Below are 18,834 nucleotides of genomic sequence, written 5' to 3' on the forward strand. Positions count from 1 at the left end.
GCGTTCCCGCCCGCACGCCGGGCGCTGCGTACCCTGAGCGTCATGAAACGTGCGGGTTTCCTGTTGTTCGCCCTCGCCCCCGTTCTCATCACGGCGGCGGTCTCCTGCACCACGCCCGAGCGCGCGGTCGCCGACGCCAAGGGCGGTCCGTCACCGGTGTCGCGGTCCCGTGCGACGGTCGGGGCCGAGCACAGCTCCCGGGCGCCGCGGCCGGCCGGGGGCCGGGCCGTCACCGGCGTGCTCGCGGGTCTCGCCGCTCCGGACAAGAAGGAGCTCGCCCAGGAGATCGTGGCGAGTGCCGAGAACTCCACCCTGAACTGGCGCTCGGCGTACGGCTACATCGAGGACATCGGTGACGGCCAGGGATACACGGCGGGCCTCATCGGCTTCTGCACCGGCACCCACGACCTGCTCGCCCTCGTCGAGCGCTACACCGCGCGGCACCCGGGCAACGGGCTCGCCCGCTATCTCCCGGCCCTGCGCGAGGTCGACGGCACGGACTCCCACGAGGGCCTGGACCCGGGCTTCACCGCGGCCTGGCGTCACGAGGCCACGCTCCCCGCGTTCCGCGAGGCCCAGGACCACGAGCGCGACCGGGTCTACTTCGACCCCGCGGTCCGGCGCGCCAAGCTCGACGGCCTCGGCACGCTCGGCCAGTTCATCTACTACGACGCGATGGTGATGCACGGTCCCGGTACCGGCGACGACGGCTTCTACGGGCTGCGCGACCGCGCCGTGCGCGAGGCGAGGCCGCCGTCCGAGGGCGGCGACGAGAAGGCGTACCTGGAGGTCTTCCTGGACGTCCGCCGCGCTGCCATGAGGTCCCGGAACCCCGACCGCGACACCACCCGCATCGACACCGCCCAGCGCCGGTTCCTCGACGACGGGAACCTCGGTCTTCTCACACCGCTGACGTGGCAGGTGTACGGCGAGACCTATCGCGTGCCGTAGGCGGCCGAGCCGTTCCAGGGGCTCTTCGAGGGCCGCCCCCCGGCCGTGTGCGGGCATGCGGCGGCGCCTGCCAGGTCGTCCGGTCGGGGACAGTGAGGCAGGCGCCGTCTCGTGTTCCGCACGCCTTTGTGCGGGACGTTCTCGAGTGACCCTGTCAGGTCACGCATCCATGGGTCAGACCGTCAGCGAACGGTCCGTCGGGCGGATCGGGGCCGGCAGGTCGCTCGCTCCGGTGAGGTAGCGGTCGACACCGCGGGCGGCCGAACGGCCCTCCGCGATGGCCCAGACGATCAGGGACTGGCCGCGGCCCGCGTCACCGGCGACGAACACTCCGGGGACGTTGGTCGCGAAGTCGGCGTCGCGGGCGATGTTGCCGCGCTCGTCGAGCTCCAGACCGAACTGGGAGACCACACCGTTCTCGACGTCCGTGCCGGTGAAGCCCATCGCCAGCGTCACCAGCTGGGCGGGGATCTTGCGCTCCGTGCCCGGCTTCTGGTTCAGCTTGCCGCCGGTGAACTCTACCTCGGCCAGGTGGAGCCACTGAACGTTGCCGTCCTCGTCGCCCTCGAAGTGGGTGGTCGAGACGGCGTAGACGCGCTCGCCGCCCTCCTCGTGCGCGGACGTGACCTTGTAGAGCATCGGGAACGTCGGCCAGGGCTGGCCCGCGTTCCGCTCCTCGCCGGGCCGCGGCATGATCTCCAGCTGCGTGACCGAGGCCGCGCCCTGACGGTGGGCGGTGCCCACGCAGTCCGCGCCCGTGTCGCCGCCGCCGATGACCACGACGTGCTTGCCCTCGGCGGTGATCGGGGGCGCCACGAAGTCGCCCTCCTGCACCTTGTTGGCCAGCGGCAGGTACTCCATGGCCTGGTGGATGCCGGTCAGCTCCCGCCCGGGGACGGGCAGGTCACGGGCGGTGGTGGCGCCGGCGGCGATGACCACGGCGTCGTACCGCTTGCGCAGGTCCGTCGCCTTGAGGTCGCGGCCGATCTCGATGCCCGTGCGGAAGCGAGTGCCCTCCGCGCGCATCTGCTCGATGCGGCGGTTGATGTGCCGCTTCTCCATCTTGAACTCGGGGATGCCGTAGCGGAGCAGACCGCCGACGCGGTCGGCGCGCTCGTACACCGCGACCGTGTGACCGGCGCGCGTGAGCTGCTGGGCGGCGGCGAGTCCGGCGGGACCGGAACCGATGACCGCGACCGTCTTGCCGGAGAGGCGCTCGGGGGCCTGGGCCGCGACGGAGCCGCTGTCCCACGCCTTGTCGATGATCGAGACCTCGACGTTCTTGATGGTCACGGCGGGCTGGTTGATGCCCAGCACACACGCGGACTCGCACGGAGCGGGGCACAGCCGGCCCGTGAACTCCGGGAAGTTGTTCGTGGCGTGCAGGCGCTCGGAGGCGGCCTGCCAGTCCTCGCGGTACGCGTAGTCGTTCCACTCGGGGATCAGGTTGCCCAGCGGACAGCCGTTGTGGCAGAACGGGATGCCGCAGTCCATGCAGCGCGAGGCCTGCTGGGAGATGATCGGGAGCAGCGAGCCCGGAACGTAGACCTCGTTCCAGTCCTTGAGACGCTCCTGGACCGGCCGGGACCTGGCGACCTCACGGCCGTGGTTCAAAAAGCCCTTGGGATCAGCCATTGGTCGCCGCCTCCATCATCTTCTCGGTGATCGCGGACTCGTCGAGTCCGGCTCGCTCGGCGGCGTCCTTGGCGGCGAGCACTGCCTTGTACGTGCTGGGGATGATCTTGCTGAAGCGGTCCACGGCGACGGGCCACTCGGCGAGCAGCTTCTCGGCGACCGTGGAGGCGGTCTCCTCGGCGTGCCGGCGCACGACGTCGTGCAGCCACTGCTTGTCGGCGTCGTCGAGTTCCTCGACGGCGTCCACGCTGGCGACGTTCACGTTGTCGCGGTCGAGGTCGATCACGTAGGCGACGCCGCCGGACATGCCGGCCGCGAAGTTGCGGCCGGTCTCACCGAGGACGACCGCGTGACCGCCGGTCATGTACTCGCAGCCGTGGTCGCCCACGCCCTCGGAGACCACCAGCGCGCCGGAGTTGCGGACGCAGAAGCGCTCGCCGGTGCGGCCGCGCAGGAAGAGCTCGCCGCCCGTCGCGCCGTACGCGATGGTGTTGCCCGCGATGGTCGAGTACTCGGCGAGGTGGTCGGCGCCCCGGTCGGGGCGGACGACGACCCGGCCGCCGGAGAGGCCCTTGCCGACGTAGTCGTTGGCGTCGCCCTCCAGGCGCAGCGTGACACCGCGCGGGAGGAAGGCGCCGAAGGACTGGCCGGCCGAGCCGGTGAAGGTGATGTCGATGGTGTCGTCGGGCAGGCCCGCGCCGCCGAACTTCTTCGTCACCTCGTGGCCGAGCATGGTGCCGACCGTGCGGTTGATGTTGCGGATCGCGACCTGGGCGCGGACCGGCTGGGCGTCGGTCGCCGAGTCGGCGGCCAGGGCGTCGGCGGCGAGCTTGATGAGCTCGTTGTCGAGCGCCTTCTCCAGGCCGTGGTCCTGCTCGATGACCTGGTGCAGGGCCGCGCCCTCGGGCAGTTCGGGCACGTAGAAGAGCGGGGACAGGTCCAGGCCCTGCGCCTTCCAGTGGGTGATCGCGCGCTCCACGTCGAGGTTCTCGGCGTGGCCGACGGCCTCCTCGATGCTGCGGAAGCCGAGCTCGGCGAGGATCTCGCGGACCTCTTCGGCGATGAACTTGAAGAAGTTCACGATGTACTCGGCCTTGCCGGCGAACCGCTCGCGCAGGACCGGGTTCTGGGTGGCGATGCCGACCGGGCAGGTGTCGAGGTGGCAGACGCGCATCATGACGCAGCCGGAGACGACGAGCGGCGCGGTCGCGAAACCGAACTCCTCGGCGCCGAGCAGCGCGGCGATGACGACGTCGCGGCCGGTCTTGAGCTGGCCGTCGGTCTGCACGACGATGCGGTCGCGCAGGCCGTTGAGCAGCAGGGTCTGCTGGGTCTCGGCGAGGCCGAGCTCCCAGGGGCCGCCCGCGTGCTTGAGGGAGGTCAGCGGGGAGGCGCCGGTTCCGCCGTCGTGGCCGGAGATGAGCACGACGTCCGCGTGGGCCTTGGACACACCGGCCGCGACCGTGCCGACGCCGACCTCGGAGACCAGCTTCACGTGGATGCGGGCCTGCGGGTTGGCGTTCTTGAGGTCGTGGATCAGCTGGGCCAGGTCCTCGATGGAGTAGATGTCGTGGTGCGGCGGCGGGGAGATCAGGCCGACGCCCGGGGTCGAGTGACGGGTCTTGGCCACCCACGGGTAGACCTTGTGGCCGGGCAGCTGGCCGCCCTCGCCGGGCTTGGCGCCCTGGGCCATCTTGATCTGGATGTCGTCGGCGTTGACCAGGTACTCGGAGGTGACACCGAAGCGGCCGGAGGCGACCTGCTTGATGGACGAGCGGCGCGCCGGGTCGTACAGCCGGTCCGCGTCCTCGCCGCCCTCACCGGTGTTGGACTTGCCGCCCAGCTGGTTCATCGCGATCGCGAGGGTCTCGTGCGCCTCCTTGGAGATGGAGCCGTACGACATGGCGCCGGTGGAGAAGCGCTTGACGATCTCGGAGACGGGCTCGACCTCGTCGAGGGAGATCGACGGGCGGTCCGAGGCGAAGCCGAACAGGCCGCGCAGCGTCATCAGGCGCTCGGACTGCTCGTTGACGCGGTCGGTGTACTTCTTGAAGATCTCGTAGCTGCCGGAGCGCGTCGAGTGCTGGAGGCGGAAGACCGTCTCGGGGTCGAACAGGTGCGGCTCGCCCTCGCGGCGCCACTGGTACTCGCCCCCTATGTCCAGGGCGCGGTGCGCGGGCGCGATGCCGGAGGCGGGGTACGCCTTGGCGTGCCGGGCGGCGACCTCCTTGGCGACGACGTCGAGGCCGGCGCCGCCGATCTTGCTGGCCGTGCCGTTGAAGTACTTCTCGACGAAGGCCTTCTCCAGGCCGACGGCCTCGAAGACCTGGGCGCCGCGGTAGGAGGCGACGGTCGAGATGCCCATCTTGGACATGACCTTCAGGACGCCCTTGCCGAGCGCGTAGATCAGGTTGCGGATGGCCTGCTCGGGCTCGATGCCTTCGAGGAAGGTGCCGGCGCGGACCAGGTCCTCGACGGACTCCATGGCCAGGTACGGGTTGACCGCCGCGGCGCCGAAGCCGATGAGCAGGGCGACATGGTGGACCTCGCGGACGTCACCGGCCTCGACCAGCAGGCCCACCTGGGTGCGCTGCTTGGTGCGGATGAGGTGGTGGTGGACGGCCGCGGTGAGCAGCAGCGAGGGGATCGGCGCGTGCTCGGCGTCGGAGTGACGGTCCGAGAGGACGATCAGACGGGCGCCGTTCTCGATGGCGGCGTCGGCCTCGGTGCAGATCTCCTCGATGCGGGCGGCGAGGGAGTCGCCTCCGCCGGAGACCCGGTACAGGCCGGACAGGGTCGCGGCCTTCATGCCGGGCATGTCGCCGTCGGCGTTGATGTGGATGAGCTTGGCGAGCTCGTCGTTGTCGATCACCGGGAAGGGCAGGGTGACGCTGCGACAGGAGACGGCGGTCGGCTCCAGCAGGTTGCTCGCCGGGCCCAGGGAGGAGCGCAGGGAGGTGACCAGCTCTTCGCGGATCGCGTCCAGCGGCGGGTTGGTGACCTGGGCGAACAGCTGGGTGAAGTAGTCGAAGAGCAGACGCGGGCGCTGCGAGAGCGCGGCGATGGGCGAGTCGGTGCCCATGGAGCCGATCGGCTCGGCCGCGGCCTTGGCCATCGGCGCGAGGATGATCCGCAGCTCCTCCTCCGTGTAGCCGAAGGTCTGCTGGCGGCGGGTGACCGAGGCGTGGGTGTGCACGATGTGCTCGCGCTCGGGCAGATCGGAGAGCTCGATCTCGCCTGCTTCCAGCCAGTCCGCGTACGGCTTCTCGGCGGCGAGGCCGGCCTTGATCTCGTCGTCCTCGATGATGCGGTGCTCGGCGGTGTCGACGAGGAACATCCTGCCGGGCTGGAGGCGGCCCTTGCGGACGACCCTGGCGGGGTCGATGTCGAGGACGCCGACCTCGGAGCCGAGGACGACGAGGCCCTCGTCGGTGACCCAGTAGCGGCCGGGGCGCAGGCCGTTGCGGTCCAGGACCGCGCCGACCTGGGTGCCGTCGGTGAAGGTGACGCAGGCCGGGCCGTCCCAGGGCTCCATCATCGTGGAGTGGAACTGGTAGAAGGCGCGCCGGGCCGGGTCCATGGAGTCGTGGTTCTCCCACGCCTCCGGGATCATCATGAGCACGGAGTGCGGGAGCGAGCGGCCGCCGAGGTGCAGGAGTTCGAGCACCTCGTCGAAGGAGGCCGAGTCCGAGGCGTCCGGGGTGCAGACGGGGAAGACGCGCTCCAGGCCCTTGTCGCCGAACAGGTCGGAGACGAGCTGGGACTCGCGGGCGGCCATCCAGTTGCGGTTGCCCTTGACCGTGTTGATCTCGCCGTTGTGCGCGACGAAGCGGTACGGGTGGGCGAGCGGCCAGCTCGGGAAGGTGTTGGTGGAGAACCGGGAGTGCACGAGCGCGATCGCGGAGGCGAAGCGGCGGTCGGACAGGTCCGGGAAGAAGGGTTCGAGCTGGCCGGTGGTCAGCATGCCCTTGTAGACGATGGTCCGCGCGGACAGCGAGGGGAAGTAGACACCGGCCTCGCGCTCGGCGCGCTTGCGCAGCACGAACGCGGTGCGGTCGAGGGCGATGCCCTCACTGGCGCTTCCCCCGGTGACGAAGATCTGGCGGAAGACCGGCATCGTCGAGCGGGCGGTGGCGCCGAGGAGCTCGGGGGCGACGGGGACCTCGCGCCAGCCGAGGACGGTGAGGCCCTCTTCGGCGGCGATCGTCTCGATCTGTGAGACGGCGTCGGCCGTGCCGTCCTCGGGGAGGAAGGCGATGCCCACCGCGTACGCGCCGGCTGCGGGAAGGTCGAACCCGGCCACTTCGCGCAGGAAGGCGTCCGGGACCTGGGACAGGATGCCGGCGCCGTCACCCGAGTCGGGCTCGGAGCCGGTGGCACCGCGGTGTTCCAGGTTGCGCAGAACGGTGAGCGCCTGCTCGACCAGCGCATGGCTCGCCTCGCCGGTGAGGGTGGCCACGAAGCCGACGCCGCAGGCGTCGTGTTCGTTGCGGGGGTCGTACATACCCTGCGCAGCAGGGCGAGCATCCATGAAGGACCAGTTCCGGTCGTTCGTGGAGTGCTGGGACGGCTGGCGCGGCGTACGCATCGGCTCTCCCGTCGTCGTCGGGGCGGGGGGTCTCCCAGGCTCTCGGGCACTGGGGAGACAACTGCCGAGGGACGACTCTGGCCCTCTGCGGGGTGCAAAATTTCGTGCAGGTTACATGATGGGGTGGTTCTCGAGAACCGGATACTTCGTTCCAACATGCGGACACCACAGGAGCCGCGGCGGGGGTGACGGGCTTCAGCGGTGGAGGTATGGGACCTGAGCGGACAGATCGATGATCATCGGTCCGGTTCGCGGCGGAGGTCGTGATCCGTCGCGAGAGATGCGGCGCGGGCGTCATTGCCCGCGGCGCTTACGGCTCATTCCCAGCAGCCACGGAATCGAAACCGCCGGGTAACAATTACTTATGCAGTCCTGTGCATAGGTGATCGAGGCCTCATCCTACGGCCGCGCCGAACAAAGTGCCGAGGGCGTACGTCACACCTGCCGCGGCGCCACCGAGGGCGAGCTGCCGCAGTCCGCTGAACCACCAGGACCGCGCGGTCACCTGGGCCACGACGGCGCCGCAGGCGAAGAGCCCGATCATGGCGAGCAGCACGGCAGGCCACAGCACGGTCGCGCCCAGCAGGTACGGCAGTACGGGCAGCAGGGCTCCGAGCGCGAAGGAGCCGAAGCTGGACACGGCGGCGACGGCCGGGGAGGGCAGGTCGCCGGGGTCTATGCCGAGCTCTTCGCGCGCGTGGATCTCCAGGGCCTGCTCGGGGTCGCGGGAGAGCTGCCGGGCGACCTCGCGGGCCAGGTCCGGCTCGACGCCGCGGGCCTCGTAGAGCGCGGCCAGCTCGCGCTCCTCGTCCTTGGGGTGCTTGCGCAGTTCGCGCCGCTCGACATCGAGTTCGGCCTCGACGAGCTCGCGCTGCGAGGCGACGGAGGTGTACTCGCCCGCGGCCATGGAGAAGGCTCCGGCGGCCAGGCCCGCGAGTCCGGTGATGACGATCGTCTGCTGGGAGACGGAGCCGGCGGCGACGCCGGTCATGAGGGCGAGGTTGGAAACCAGACCGTCCATCGCGCCGAACACGGCCGGGCGCAGCCAGCCGCCGTTGACATCGCGGTGGGTGTGGTTGTCCCGGTGCGCCACATGCAGCGCCGCCTCGGTCTCGATGATCGCCATACCGGTCCCCCAGAGTGCTTGATTGGACTACTTCCACTTTTTGACAACTCTGAAAGTACGCCGTGAAATTCCTCGCCGCCAGCAAGGAAAGGCTGGGCTAACCTGCACTTTTACCTCTAAGCGCTCATCCGTGGCATGTCATGCACATATGTCGACCGGGTGACAGCGGGGCCCGTGAGGCTCTTGTCAACCGCCAAGGTGGCACAGATCCGCAGAGGGCTCCGCGCGCCGCGTTCCGCGCGCCGGCGGAGCCCTGAGAGGAGAGGCACGTATGGCTTCCATCGCCTGCATTCCCTCGGCCCCCGCCTCCGGGAGCGCCGCGGATCTCCGTGACCGGGCGCGCGGCGCGCTGCTCGGACTCGCCGTCGGGGACGCGCTGGGCGCACCCGCCGAGAACATGAAGCCCTCGGAGATCCGGGCCAGATGGGGCCGGATCACCGGGTACGTCGCCGAGTGTCCGGCCGGGACGGACGACACCGAGTACGCGATCTTCTCGGGACTGCTGCTGGCCCGGCACGGCTCGGCGCTGACCGTGGCGCACGTCGAGTCGGCCTGGCACCGGTGGATCGCGGACCGCGACGAGGGGCCGTTCCGCGGCGCCGGGTTCAGCGAGCGCGGCACGCTGGAGAACCTCCGCCGGGGGCTCGCGGCGCCGATCTCCGCCCAGCACCGGCACGCCTGGAGCGACGGTCTCGCGATGCGGGCGGCGCCCTTCGGCGTCTTCGCTGCCGGGCGGCCCGCCGAGGCGGCCCGGCTCGTGGCGATCGACGGCTCGGTGAGCCACGAGGGCGAGGGCATCTACGGCGGCCAGGCGGTCGCGGCCGGGGTCGCCGCCGCGATGGCGGGCGCCTCCACCGACACGGTCGTCGCCTCCGCGCTGGCCGTCGTCCCGGACGACTCCTGGACGGCCCGTTCGCTGCGCCGCGCCGTCGCCGTGGCGCACCGCGGGGAACGCGCGGTGCGCTCCGCGGTCGTGATCGGCGGCTACCCGTGGACCGACCTGGCCCCCGAGGCCGTGGCCCTCGCCTTCGGCGCGTACGCGGCGGCGGACGGGGAGTTCACCGGGTCGGTCCTGACCGCGGTGAACATGGGCCGCGACGCCGACACGACGGCGGCGGTGGCCGGGGCGCTGGCGGGCGCGACCCGGGGGGCCGCTGCGATCCCCGCCGCGTGGGCGGCCGCGATCGGCCCGGCCCGCGGCAGCTGCCTGCCCTCCATGGAGGGCCACCACATCCTGGACGTGGCGGAACTCCTGACCCCGGAGCACGAGGAGAAGTGGGGCGCGGAGGGCCGCGTCCCCGAGACCCCGTACACCCTCCGCCCGCCGGGCCCGGGCGAGGTCCCGCCCTCCGGCGCGCACGGGCTCCCCGCCTCCGGGGCCCGGGTCCCTCCGGACGCGGACACGGACCCCCGCCGGCCCGTCGGCACCGGCACCGGCACCGGGACACGGTCATGAGGCCCGGTCCGGCCGGAGACGAGCCCGGCCCGGGGACCACGACGGAGGAAGCGCGGCCCGCGGTGTCCGAGGCCGGGGTGCGGAACGGGGCGCAGCCCGTGGTGGTGGTCGGGGGTGGGCTCGTGGGCGGGGTGCGGGCCGGGGCGCTCCTCGGGGGCGGTGGTCCCGGAGCGGGCCACCGGATCGTGGAGCGGTCCGCGCCCGGACAGGCCGGTGCCGCGCCCCGGGAGCCGGGGGCCGGTGCGCGCCGCGTCGAGGGACTGCTGCTCGGGCTCGCCGCCGGGGACGCCGCCGGATGGCCCGCCGCCCGGCACCGGGCCGCGCGGATGCCCGAGTGGACCCGGCGGCTGACCCGCGAACTGGACACCTTCGCGGAGCAGAACGCGACGACGACGCTGCCCGTGCCGATCGCGCTGAACCAGCCGCCGGAACCGCTGCGGCTCGGCCCCTCGGACGACGCCGAGTGGGCGGCGTTCGCGGCGGAGGCCGTGCTGCGGGCCGGGGACACCGCGGCGCTCGGCGACCTGGGCCTCGACCGCCGCATGCGCGCGTCCATCGATCTGTCCTGGAACGCCGTCGCCGGCGAGGTCGCCGCCGCCGTGGACCGCGCCCCCGAGGTGGAGTCGGCGCTGCTCCCGCTGCGCGCCCGGATCTCGGTACGGGCAGGACTCGGCAATCTCGCCGCCGGACTGCGTCCGCCCGCCACCGGTCACGACAACCCCCACTACTTCGACGACGCGGCCTGCGTACGGGCCTGTGTGCTCGCCGTGGCCCACCCGGGAGACCCCCGGCCCGCCGCGGAACTCGCCGAGTTCGACGCCCGCTACACCCAGGACGGTGACGGTGTGCACGGCGCCCGCGCCATGGCCGCCGCCGTGGCGCTCGCCCTCGCCGGACACGAGGTCGGCGCCTGTGTGGAGGCGGCCCTGGCCGAACTGCCCGCCGCCACGGAGATCGGCCGCAACGCCCGGCACGCCGTCACGCTGGCCCGGGACAGCGACAGCACCTTCGCCCTGCTCCCCCTCCTCGAGCACCAGATCGTCGACCACGTCTACAGCTACGGCGTCGCGGCCGCCGAGACGGTCCCCGTCGCGCTGGCGCTGGCGCTGGCCGCGCGCGGCCGGATCGCCGAGGCCGTACCGGCCGCAGCCTGTCTGTCCCGGGTCGCCGACTCGGCCCCCGCCCTGGCCGGGGCGCTGACCGGCGCGCTCGGCGGCGCCGCCGCGATCCCCGCCTCCTGGCGCGAGGCCTGCCGCACCCTGTCCGGCTGCGCGCTGCCCCGGCTGACCGGCACGGATCTCGTCGCGCTGGCCGAACTGCTTGAGGCGACAGGACGCGCCGACCCGCTTCGTCCCTCGGAACTGGCCACCCCGGAGGGATGATTCGGGCATGACGTCCAAAGGAGAAGGAACGGGAACCCTCGACGAACGGATCGGCGGAGCCCTCGTGGGAGCCGCGGTCGGCGACGCCCTCGGCGGCCCCGTCGAGGGGTACTCCCCCGAGCAGATCGCCGAACGCCACGGCGGCCGCGTGCACGGCGTCGTCGGCCCCTGGAACGGCGACGCCTGGCCCACGGCCCGCCCCATCGCCCCGTACCACAAAGGCGACGGACACGTCACCGACGACACCCTGATGACCCACGCGCTGGTACGGGTGTACGCGGAGGTCCGCGACCACCTCGACGCCTACGCGGTCGCCGAGCACCTCGTCCCCGACCTGATGACGACCCCCCGCTGGATCCCGGAGCTGGAGGCCGAGGCCCTGCCCCTCCAGCGCGTGTTCCTCGCCGAGAAGTGGATGGTCGCCCGCCTCCACTACGGCCATGTGGACCCCCGGGAGGCCGGCAACGGCAACATCGTCAACTGCGGTGCCGCGATGTACATGGCGCCGGTCGGCCTGGTCAACGCGGCGAACCCGGCGGGCGCGTACGCCGAGGCGCTCGACATCGCGGGCGCCCACCAGTCCTCGTACGGGCGCGAGGCCGCGGGCGTGTTCGCGGCGGCCGTCGCGGCGGCCTGCTCCCCCGGCGCGACCCCGGACTCGGTGGTCGCCGCCTGCCTGTCGCTGGCCAAGGACGGCACCCGGGCCGCCGTCGAGGCGGTGTGCGAAGTCGCCTCGCGGCACACGGACTTCGAGTCGGCGCTCGTCCCGCTGCGCCGGGCCGTGGCCCCCTTCGACACGGTCGGCCCCGACTACCGCTCCCCCTCGCTCGGCGCCCGCCGCCCCTCGCGGCTCCACTCCATCGAGGAACTCCCCGTCGCGCTCGGCATGTTGCTGGTGTCGGGCGGTGACTTCCGGCACGCGGTCCTCGGTTCGGTCAACTACGGCCGCGACTGCGACTCCATCGCCACCATGGCCGGCGCTCTCGCGGGCGCGCTCGGCGCCGAGGTCCCGCACGACTGGGCCAAGACGGTGGCCGAGTCCAGCCGTCTGGACCTGGACGCCCCGGCGCGTACGCTGGCCGAGGTGACCCGGGAGATCTTCGACCGTGACGTCCACCGCCGCCGGGCTCACGAGGCGGCGTACGCCACGCTGGCGGGAGCGCCGTGCTCCGGCTGACCTGGGTCCAGCCCGAGGATCTCCTCGGCCACGAGCTCGACCAGGCCGTGCAGGACGGCCGGGACCCCTCCCTCGTCGCCGCCCGCTGGTACGCCTCCGGCGGACGGACCGCCCCGCTGCGCGCGGGGGCCTCGGCCACCCCGGCCTCGCCGTCCCTGCGCCGGCTGGCGGCCGTCCTGCTCGACGAACTCGCCGCCCTGCCCGGCGGACCGGCGGACGACGAACCGACGGACCTGGCGCTGATCAAGGACCGGTGCCCCGACTGGCCGCCCCCGCGGTTCGCGCCGCCGCCCGCTCCCGGGGCCGCCCGTCTGGAGGCGGCCTGGCTCGGACGGGCCGTGGGCTGCCTGCTCGGCAAACCCGTGGAGAAGCTCCCGCTGGAGGCGATCCGGGCCCTCGCCCGAGCCTCCGGCAACTGGCCGCTGCACTCCTGGTTCACCGCGCGGGGCGTCCCTGGGGACCTGCTGGAGGCCCACCCCTGGAACCGGCGGTCGGCCGCCACCTCGCTGGCCGAGAACATCGACGGCATGCCGGAGGACGACGACCTCAACTACCCGCTCCTGAACCTCCTGTTGCTCCAGCGGTACGGCCGCGGCTTCACCACCGCGGACGTGGCCCGCCTCTGGCTCGACGAACTCCCCGCCGGCCGGACCTTCACCGCGGAACGCGTCGCCTACCGCAACCTCCTCGACGGAATCGAGCCCCCGGACACCGCCCGCCGCCGCAACCCGTTCCGCGAGTGGATCGGCGCCCTGATCCGCGCGGACGTGCACGGCTGGACCAACCCGGGCGACCCGGCGGGGGCCGCCGAACAGGCGCACCGCGACGCCACCCTCACCCACACGGCCAACGGCGTCTACGCGGCCATGTTCACGGCCGCCGCAATCGCCGAGGCGGCGGCCGGCGGCAGTGACGTGCACGCCTGTCTGCGCACCGGACTGAGGGTCGTCCCGCCCGGCTCCCGGCTGGCCTCGGCGGTCCGTCACGCCGTCCGGCTGGCCCGTACGACCGAGGACTTCGACGCGGTCGTCGACGAACTGCACGCCGTCCACCGCGACTGCCACTGGGTCCACGCCGTCCCCAACACGGCACTGATCGCCGCCGCCCTCACCCACGCGGACGGCGACTTCGCCGGCTCCGTCTGCCGGGCGGTGTCCGGCGGTCTGGACACCGACTCGAACGGCGCGACCGCCGGAAGCATCGCCGGCCTGCTCACGGGCGACCCCGCCGGGCTGCCCGGCCGCTTCACGGGCCCGCTCAAGAATCGGCTCGCCACCTCCGTAGCCGACTTCGACGGCATCGGCTTCGACGCCCTCGCCCACCTCACACAACGGGAGACCGTTCGCCCATGACCCACATCGCCGTGCTCGGCAGCACGAACATGGACCTCGTCGCGTACGTCGCCAAGGCCCCGCAGCGCGGAGAGACCGTGACGGGACGGGAGTTCCGTACGATCCCCGGCGGCAAGGGCGCGAACCAGGCGGTGGCCGCCGCGCACGCGGGCGCCGACGTCTCCCTGATCGGCGCGGTGGGCGCCGACTCCTTCGGCAGCCAACTCCGTTCCACGCTGGAGCACTTCGGCGTGAACACCGACCACCTGCGGACCACCGAGGGGCCTTCGGGAACCGCGCACATCGTCGTGGACGACGAGGGCGGCAACGCGATCGTCGTCATCCCCGGCGCCAACGGCACCCTCACCGCCCTGGCCCCGGGCGACGAGGGTCTCATCGCCAGCGCCGACTCGCTCCTGCTCCAGCTGGAGATCCCGCTGGAGGCGGTGCTCTCCGGCGCGGAGGCCGCCCGCAGACACGGCGTCCGGACGATCCTGACCCCGGCCCCCGCACAGTTCCTGCCACCCCAACTGCTGGCCTCCGTCGACCTGTTGGTGCCCAACCAGCACGAGGCCGCCGCGCTCACCGGTTTCACGGACCCGCGCGGAGCAGCCGCGGCCCTGCTCGAACAGGTCCCGGAGGTCGTGGTCACCCTGGGCGCGGAGGGCAGTCTGTACGCGGCCAGGGACGCCAAGCCCATCACCGTGCCCGCCCCCCGGGTGACCGCCGTCGACACCACCGGGGCCGGGGACACCTTCGTCGGCACCCTGGCGGTGGCGCTCGCCGAGGGCCGGGAGATGTCGGAGGCCATCGTGTGGGCGTCGGCGGCCGCCTCGGTGTCGGTGCAGCGGCACGGGGCGACGTCCTCGATGCCCTACCGCTCCGAGATCGACACCCAGGCCGGAGCGTGAACGGGCCCGACGGCGGCGGCCCCCTCGACGGCCTGCGCGTCCTGGACCTCGCGACCCTGTTCGCCGGGCCGCTCGCCGCCACGATGCTCGGGGACTTCGGGGCGGAGATCGTCAAGGTCGAACACCCCACCCAGCCGGACGCGTCCCGGGGGCACGGACCCTCGAAGGACGGGATCGGCCTGTGGTGGAAGCTCCTCGGCCGCAACAAGCGCACGATCACCCTCGACCTGTCGAAGCGCGGCGGCCGGGAGACCCTGCTCAAGCTCGCCGCGGGCGCCGACGTGATCATCGAGAACTTCCGCCCCGGCACCCTGGAGAAGTGGGACCTGGGCTGGGCGGAGCTGTCCGCGGCCAACCCCCGGCTGGTCCTCGCCCGCGTCACCGCCTTCGGCCAGTTCGGCCCCTACGCGCACCGCCCCGGCTTCGGCACGCTCGCCGAGGCGATGAGCGGCTTCGCCGCGATCACCGGCGAGGCGGACGCGCCGCCGACCCTCCCCCCGTTCGGTCTGGCCGACTCGATCGCCGGGCTGGCGACGGCCTACGCCGTGATGGCCGCCCTGCGGGCGCGCGAGCGTACCGGCGAGGGGCAGGTGATCGACATGGCGATCATCGAGCCGATCCTGACCGTCCTCGGCCCGCAGCCGATCTGGTACGACCAGCTGGGCCATGTCCAGCCGCGCACCGGCAACCGCTCGGCGAACAACGCGCCCCGCAACACCTACCGCACGGCCGACGGCTCCTGGGTCGCGGTCTCCACGTCGGCGCAGTCGATCGCCGAGCGGGTCATGCGGCTGGTCGGCCGCCCCGACGTGATCGACGAGCCTTGGTTCGCGACCGGCGCGGACCGGGCCCGGCACGCAGACGTCCTGGACGGCGCGGTCGGCACGTGGATCGCCGGGCGCACCCGGGACGAGGTCCTCGCCGCGTTCGAGAAGGCCGAGGCGGCGATCGCGCCCGTCCAGGACGTCCGGGACATCATGACCGACCCGCAGTACCAGGCCCTGGACACGGTGACCAGCGTCGACGATCCCGAGCTGGGCCCGCTGCGCATGCAGAACGTCCTCTTCCGGCTCTCCGCCACGCCCGGCGCCATCCACTGGGCGGGCCGCCCGCACGGAGCGGACACCGACGCGGTGCTCGGCGAACTCGGCCTGACGGCGCCCGAGATCGAGGAACTGAGGGCGGAGGGGGCGCTGTGAGCGCGGACCTCCTGCCGCTGACCTGGCTCTACGTGCCGGGGGACCGTCCCGAGGTGGTGGCCAAGGCGCTGGCCTCCGGCGCGGACGTCGTCCTGGTCGACCTGGAGGACGCGGTCGCGCCGCACCGCAAGGAGTACGCCCGCTCCGCCACCGCCGACCTGCTCACCGAGGCGCCGCCCGTCCCGGTGCACGTCCGGGTCAACGCCCTCGACGGGCCCTTCTGCGACGCCGATCTGAAGACGCTCTCCCCACTGCCCGGCCTGTCCGGGCTGCGGCTGCCGAAGGTGACCTCGCGCTGCGACGTCCTGCGGGTGGCGGAGAACGCGCCCTCCGCGGAGGGCGGCACGATCCCGCTCTACGCCCTGCTGGAGACGGCCCTGGGCATCGAGCAGGCGTACTCCATCGCGTCGTCCCATCGCGCGCTGCGCGGGATCTCGCTGGGCGAGAGCGATCTGCGGGCCGATCTCGGGGTCCGTGACGAGGCGGGCCTGGACTGGTCGCGGGCCCGCCTGGTCGTGGCCGCGCGGGCGGCGGGACTGCCCCCGCCGGCCCAGTCGGTCTACCCCGACATCCGCGACGTGGAGGGCCTGGCCTCGTCCTGTGCGCGCGGTCGCGCCCTGGGCTTCCTCGGGCGCGCGGCGATCCATCCCCGCCAGCTCCCGATCATCGAGCGGGCCTACCTTCCCACCCCGGCCGAGGTCGACTCCGCCGAGGCGGTCGTCCGGGCCGCCGCGGCCGACCCGGGGGCGCAGGCCCTGCCGGACGGCCGTTTCATCGACGCGGCGGTGGTCACGGGCGCCCGCCGCACCCTCGCCCTCGCCCAGCGCCTGGCCTGAGACGACATGAAGGGGGCGCCGCGTCCCGGACGCGGCGCCCCCTCCTGTGTGTACGTGCGTACGTGCCGTACGGCTGTACGGTCCTGGCTCAGCCCTTCTTGGCCGACCCGGCCTCGTCGCGTGTCACGGACCCGGCGTCGGAACCGTCCTCGGTGTCCTCCTCCGGCTCCGGCGCGGCGGCGGGGCCGGCGGAGTCGGCGGCCGTGGCGGGGTCGGCGGTCGCCGTGGACTCGCCGGCGGTCTCCTTGCCGAGATCGACCGGGTCGTCGCCCGTCCCGTCCCCGGCCTTGCCCTCGTCCTTGCCCTCGGTCTCGCCCTTGCCTGCGGTTCCGGCGTCGGACGTGCCCTCGGACGTGTCCGCCGCGCCCTCGGCGGCGACCGGCTCGCCGTCCTCGGCCGACGCGTCCTCGCCGGCGCCCGGCTCCACGATCGCCTCGCGTCCCGGACGCAGCCGGGCGGAGAGCACGAAGTAGAGCGTCGCGAGCAGGAAGACCAGCAGCGCGGTCCAGTCGTTCAGACGCAGGCCCAGGATGTGGTGGGCGTCGTCGACGCGCATGTACTCGATCCAGCCCCGGCCGACGCAGTAGGCGGCGACGTACAGGGCGAAGGCGCGCCCGTGGCCGAGCTTGAAGCGGCGGTCGGCCCAGATGACCAGGAAGCCGACGCCGACGCACCACAGGGACTCGTACAGGAAGGTCGGGTGGTAGTAGCCGGGGACGCGTCCGTCCGTGGAGGACGTGATGTGCAGCGCCCACGGAACGTCCGTCGGCTTGCCGTACAGCTCCTGGTTGAACCAGTTGCCCCAGCGCCCGCACGCCTGGGCGAAGGCGATGCCCGGTGCCACGGCGTCGGCCCAGGCGGGCAGCGGGATACCGCGGCGGCGGCAGCCGATCCAGGCGCCCAGCGCACCGAGGGCGATGGCGCCCCAGATGCCCAGCCCGCCCTGCCAGATCTTGAAGGCGTCCACCCAGTCACGGCCCGCGCTGAAATACAGCTCGTAGTCCGTGATCACGTGGTAGAGCCGGCCGCCGACGAGGCCGAAGGGGACGGCCCAGACCGCGATGTCGGCCACCGTGCCGGCCCGCCCTCCCCGGGCGATCCAGCGCTTGTTGCCGAGCCAGACGGCTAGGAAGACGCCGATGATGATGCAGAACGCGTAGCCGCGCAACGGAATGGGGCCGAGGTGCAGCACACCGTGCGACGGGCTGGGAATGTAGGCAATTTCCATGGCAGGGTCGACGCTACCGTGCCGGACGCCACCCGCGGCGGGCAGGCCCGCAACGGGTCCATAACGTGCGGCGCCCCGGCCCGTGGAAGGGCGGGGGCGCCGGACCCCGCGGACGGCTCAGCCCTTGTTGGCCGCCTCCACCATCTGCTTGAGCTTGGCGGGGGTCATCGACTGGTCCGCGTAGATGTTCTTGCCGCCCAGCAGCACGGTCGGGGTGCCCGTGAAACCGCCGGCCTGGAACGCGGCGTGCGACTTCTGGACCCAGCTGTCATGGGAGCCGTTGTTCACACAGGCCCGGAAGGCCGGGGTGTCCAGGCCCCCGACCTTGCCCGCCAGCGTGATGAGCTTGGCGTTGTCGGAGAAGGCGTCGTCGGTCTCCTTGGGCTGGTTCTCGTACAGCACGTCGTGGTAGTCGCGGAACTTCCCGGCGTCCTGGGCGCAGGCGGCGGCGTTGGCGGCCCGGAGGGAACCGCTGCCGCCCATGTTCCCGTCGATCAGCGTGACGAGGTGGTACTCGACCTTCAGCTGCCCGGAGTCGACCAGTTCGTGGATCGCCGGGCGGTACGCCGTCTCGAAGGCCTGGCAGGCCGGGCAGCGGAAGTCCTCCCACACCGTGAGGGTCGACTTGGCGCCGTCCTTGCCGACGGGGATCGCGAGACTGTCCTTGCCCGTGGCACCCGAGGGCGACACGACCGGGCCCGAGGCGCTGCTCTTCTTGTCCTTGCCCGAGTTGGCGGCCACCACGCCGATCACGGCGGCCAGGCCGAGGACGCAGATCACCGACGCCCCCACGATCAGCGTACGGCGGCGCTTGTCCGCGGCCTTCTGCTTCTCTCGCTCGACCGCCAGCCGCTCGCGGGCGTTGCGCTTTCCGTCATGGTTCTTCTCGCTCACATCCGGCAGAACGAACCGGGGAGGCGCAACGCGCCTCCCCGGTCCAAGGTCCACTCCTTCGAGTGAGCGGATTGTCCGTTACGCACGGATCCGCCACGCACGGATCCGCCGATGGCCGCC

Annotated in this window: 13 protein-coding genes; 8 read left to right on the forward strand and 5 right to left on the reverse strand. The window is 72.7% G+C overall.

From position 1 onward, the window contains the following. Positions 1-42 precede the first annotated feature (42 nt). A complete protein-coding gene (locus ACZ4AA_RS29940) occupies positions 43-951 on the forward strand; it encodes a chitosanase (protein ID WP_467609633.1) in 909 nt (302 codons plus the stop codon). Positions 952-1,125: 174 nt separating this feature from the next. Here the strand turns inward: ACZ4AA_RS29940 and ACZ4AA_RS29945 are convergent, their stop codons facing one another. From ACZ4AA_RS29945 to ACZ4AA_RS29955, 3 genes are all read right to left on the reverse strand, one after another. Beyond that, complete coding sequence (locus ACZ4AA_RS29945; protein WP_467609635.1) at positions 1,126-2,586, reverse strand: glutamate synthase subunit beta; 1,461 nt, start codon at positions 2,584-2,586, stop codon at positions 1,126-1,128. Then, a complete protein-coding gene (gene gltB, locus ACZ4AA_RS29950) occupies positions 2,579-7,174 on the reverse strand; it encodes a glutamate synthase large subunit (protein WP_467609637.1) in 4,596 nt (1,531 codons plus the stop codon). Before gltB ends, ACZ4AA_RS29945 begins: the two co-directional genes overlap by 8 nt. Positions 7,175-7,568: 394 nt before the next feature. Beyond that, complete coding sequence (locus ACZ4AA_RS29955; protein ID WP_467609639.1) at positions 7,569-8,300, reverse strand: VIT1/CCC1 transporter family protein; 732 nt, start codon at positions 8,298-8,300, stop codon at positions 7,569-7,571. A 271-nt stretch (positions 8,301-8,571) separates the two neighbouring features. Here ACZ4AA_RS29955 and ACZ4AA_RS29960 point away from each other — a divergent pair, with 271 nt between their 5' ends. The 7 genes from ACZ4AA_RS29960 to ACZ4AA_RS29990 are packed head-to-tail and all read left to right on the forward strand — an operon-like array spanning position 8,572 to position 16,592. Next, positions 8,572-9,756 (forward strand): ADP-ribosylglycohydrolase family protein, encoded by a 1,185-nt coding sequence (locus ACZ4AA_RS29960; RefSeq protein WP_467609641.1) that lies wholly within the window; start codon positions 8,572-8,574, stop codon positions 9,754-9,756. Further along, on the forward strand, positions 9,753-11,138 hold the full coding sequence (locus ACZ4AA_RS29965; protein WP_467609643.1) for an ADP-ribosylglycohydrolase family protein: 1,386 nt from the start codon (positions 9,753-9,755) through the stop codon (positions 11,136-11,138). Before ACZ4AA_RS29960 ends, ACZ4AA_RS29965 begins: the two co-directional genes overlap by 4 nt. Before the next feature lie 7 nt (positions 11,139-11,145). Next, entirely contained in the window at positions 11,146-12,315 is a 1,170-nt protein-coding gene (locus tag ACZ4AA_RS29970; protein WP_467609645.1) for an ADP-ribosylglycohydrolase family protein, read from the forward strand. Then, entirely contained in the window at positions 12,303-13,667 is a 1,365-nt protein-coding gene (locus ACZ4AA_RS29975; RefSeq protein ID WP_467609647.1) for an ADP-ribosylglycohydrolase family protein, read from the forward strand. Before ACZ4AA_RS29970 ends, ACZ4AA_RS29975 begins: the two co-directional genes overlap by 13 nt. Then, positions 13,664-14,557: a ribokinase gene (gene rbsK, locus ACZ4AA_RS29980; protein ID WP_467609649.1), complete on the forward strand. Its 894-nt coding sequence runs from the start codon at positions 13,664-13,666 to the stop codon at positions 14,555-14,557. Before ACZ4AA_RS29975 ends, rbsK begins: the two co-directional genes overlap by 4 nt. Beyond that, on the forward strand, positions 14,554-15,756 hold the full coding sequence (locus ACZ4AA_RS29985; RefSeq protein WP_467609651.1) for a CaiB/BaiF CoA transferase family protein: 1,203 nt from the start codon (positions 14,554-14,556) through the stop codon (positions 15,754-15,756). The genes rbsK and ACZ4AA_RS29985 overlap by 4 nt, the downstream gene beginning before the upstream one ends. Beyond that, positions 15,753-16,592, forward strand: a complete 840-nt coding sequence (locus ACZ4AA_RS29990; RefSeq protein WP_467609653.1) for an HpcH/HpaI aldolase/citrate lyase family protein — start codon at positions 15,753-15,755, stop codon at positions 16,590-16,592. The genes ACZ4AA_RS29985 and ACZ4AA_RS29990 overlap by 4 nt, the downstream gene beginning before the upstream one ends. Before the next feature lie 88 nt (positions 16,593-16,680). Here ACZ4AA_RS29990 and lgt read toward each other — a convergent pair whose 3' ends face one another. Then, on the reverse strand, positions 16,681-17,820 hold the full coding sequence (gene lgt / locus ACZ4AA_RS29995; RefSeq protein ID WP_467609655.1) for a prolipoprotein diacylglyceryl transferase: 1,140 nt from the start codon (positions 17,818-17,820) through the stop codon (positions 16,681-16,683). Between the two features lie 117 nt (positions 17,821-17,937). After that, a complete protein-coding gene (locus tag ACZ4AA_RS30000; RefSeq protein ID WP_467609657.1) occupies positions 17,938-18,714 on the reverse strand; it encodes a DsbA family protein in 777 nt (258 codons plus the stop codon). Positions 18,715-18,834 lie beyond the last annotated feature (120 nt).

The organism is Streptomyces sp. NPDC024698 (assembly GCF_055559015.1).

What these genes read in the sequence shown, in the direction of transcription:
- ACZ4AA_RS29955 (WP_467609639.1), bottom strand. Translation starts at nt 8,300, where the DNA reads ATGGCGATCATCGAGACCGAGGCGGCGCTGCATGTGGCGCACCGGGAC.
- lgt (WP_467609655.1), bottom strand. Translation starts at nt 17,820, where the DNA reads ATGGAAATTGCCTACATTCCCAGCCCGTCGCACGGTGTGCTGCACCTC.
- ACZ4AA_RS29945 (WP_467609635.1), bottom strand. Translation starts at nt 2,586, where the DNA reads ATGGCTGATCCCAAGGGCTTTTTGAACCACGGCCGTGAGGTCGCCAGG.
- ACZ4AA_RS29960 (WP_467609641.1), top strand. Translation starts at nt 8,572, where the DNA reads ATGGCTTCCATCGCCTGCATTCCCTCGGCCCCCGCCTCCGGGAGCGCC.
- gltB (WP_467609637.1), bottom strand. Translation starts at nt 7,174, where the DNA reads ATGCGTACGCCGCGCCAGCCGTCCCAGCACTCCACGAACGACCGGAAC.
- ACZ4AA_RS29965 (WP_467609643.1), top strand. Translation starts at nt 9,753, where the DNA reads ATGAGGCCCGGTCCGGCCGGAGACGAGCCCGGCCCGGGGACCACGACG.
- ACZ4AA_RS29940 (WP_467609633.1), top strand. Translation starts at nt 43, where the DNA reads ATGAAACGTGCGGGTTTCCTGTTGTTCGCCCTCGCCCCCGTTCTCATC.
- rbsK (WP_467609649.1), top strand. Translation starts at nt 13,664, where the DNA reads ATGACCCACATCGCCGTGCTCGGCAGCACGAACATGGACCTCGTCGCG.
- ACZ4AA_RS29970 (WP_467609645.1), top strand. Translation starts at nt 11,146, where the DNA reads ATGACGTCCAAAGGAGAAGGAACGGGAACCCTCGACGAACGGATCGGC.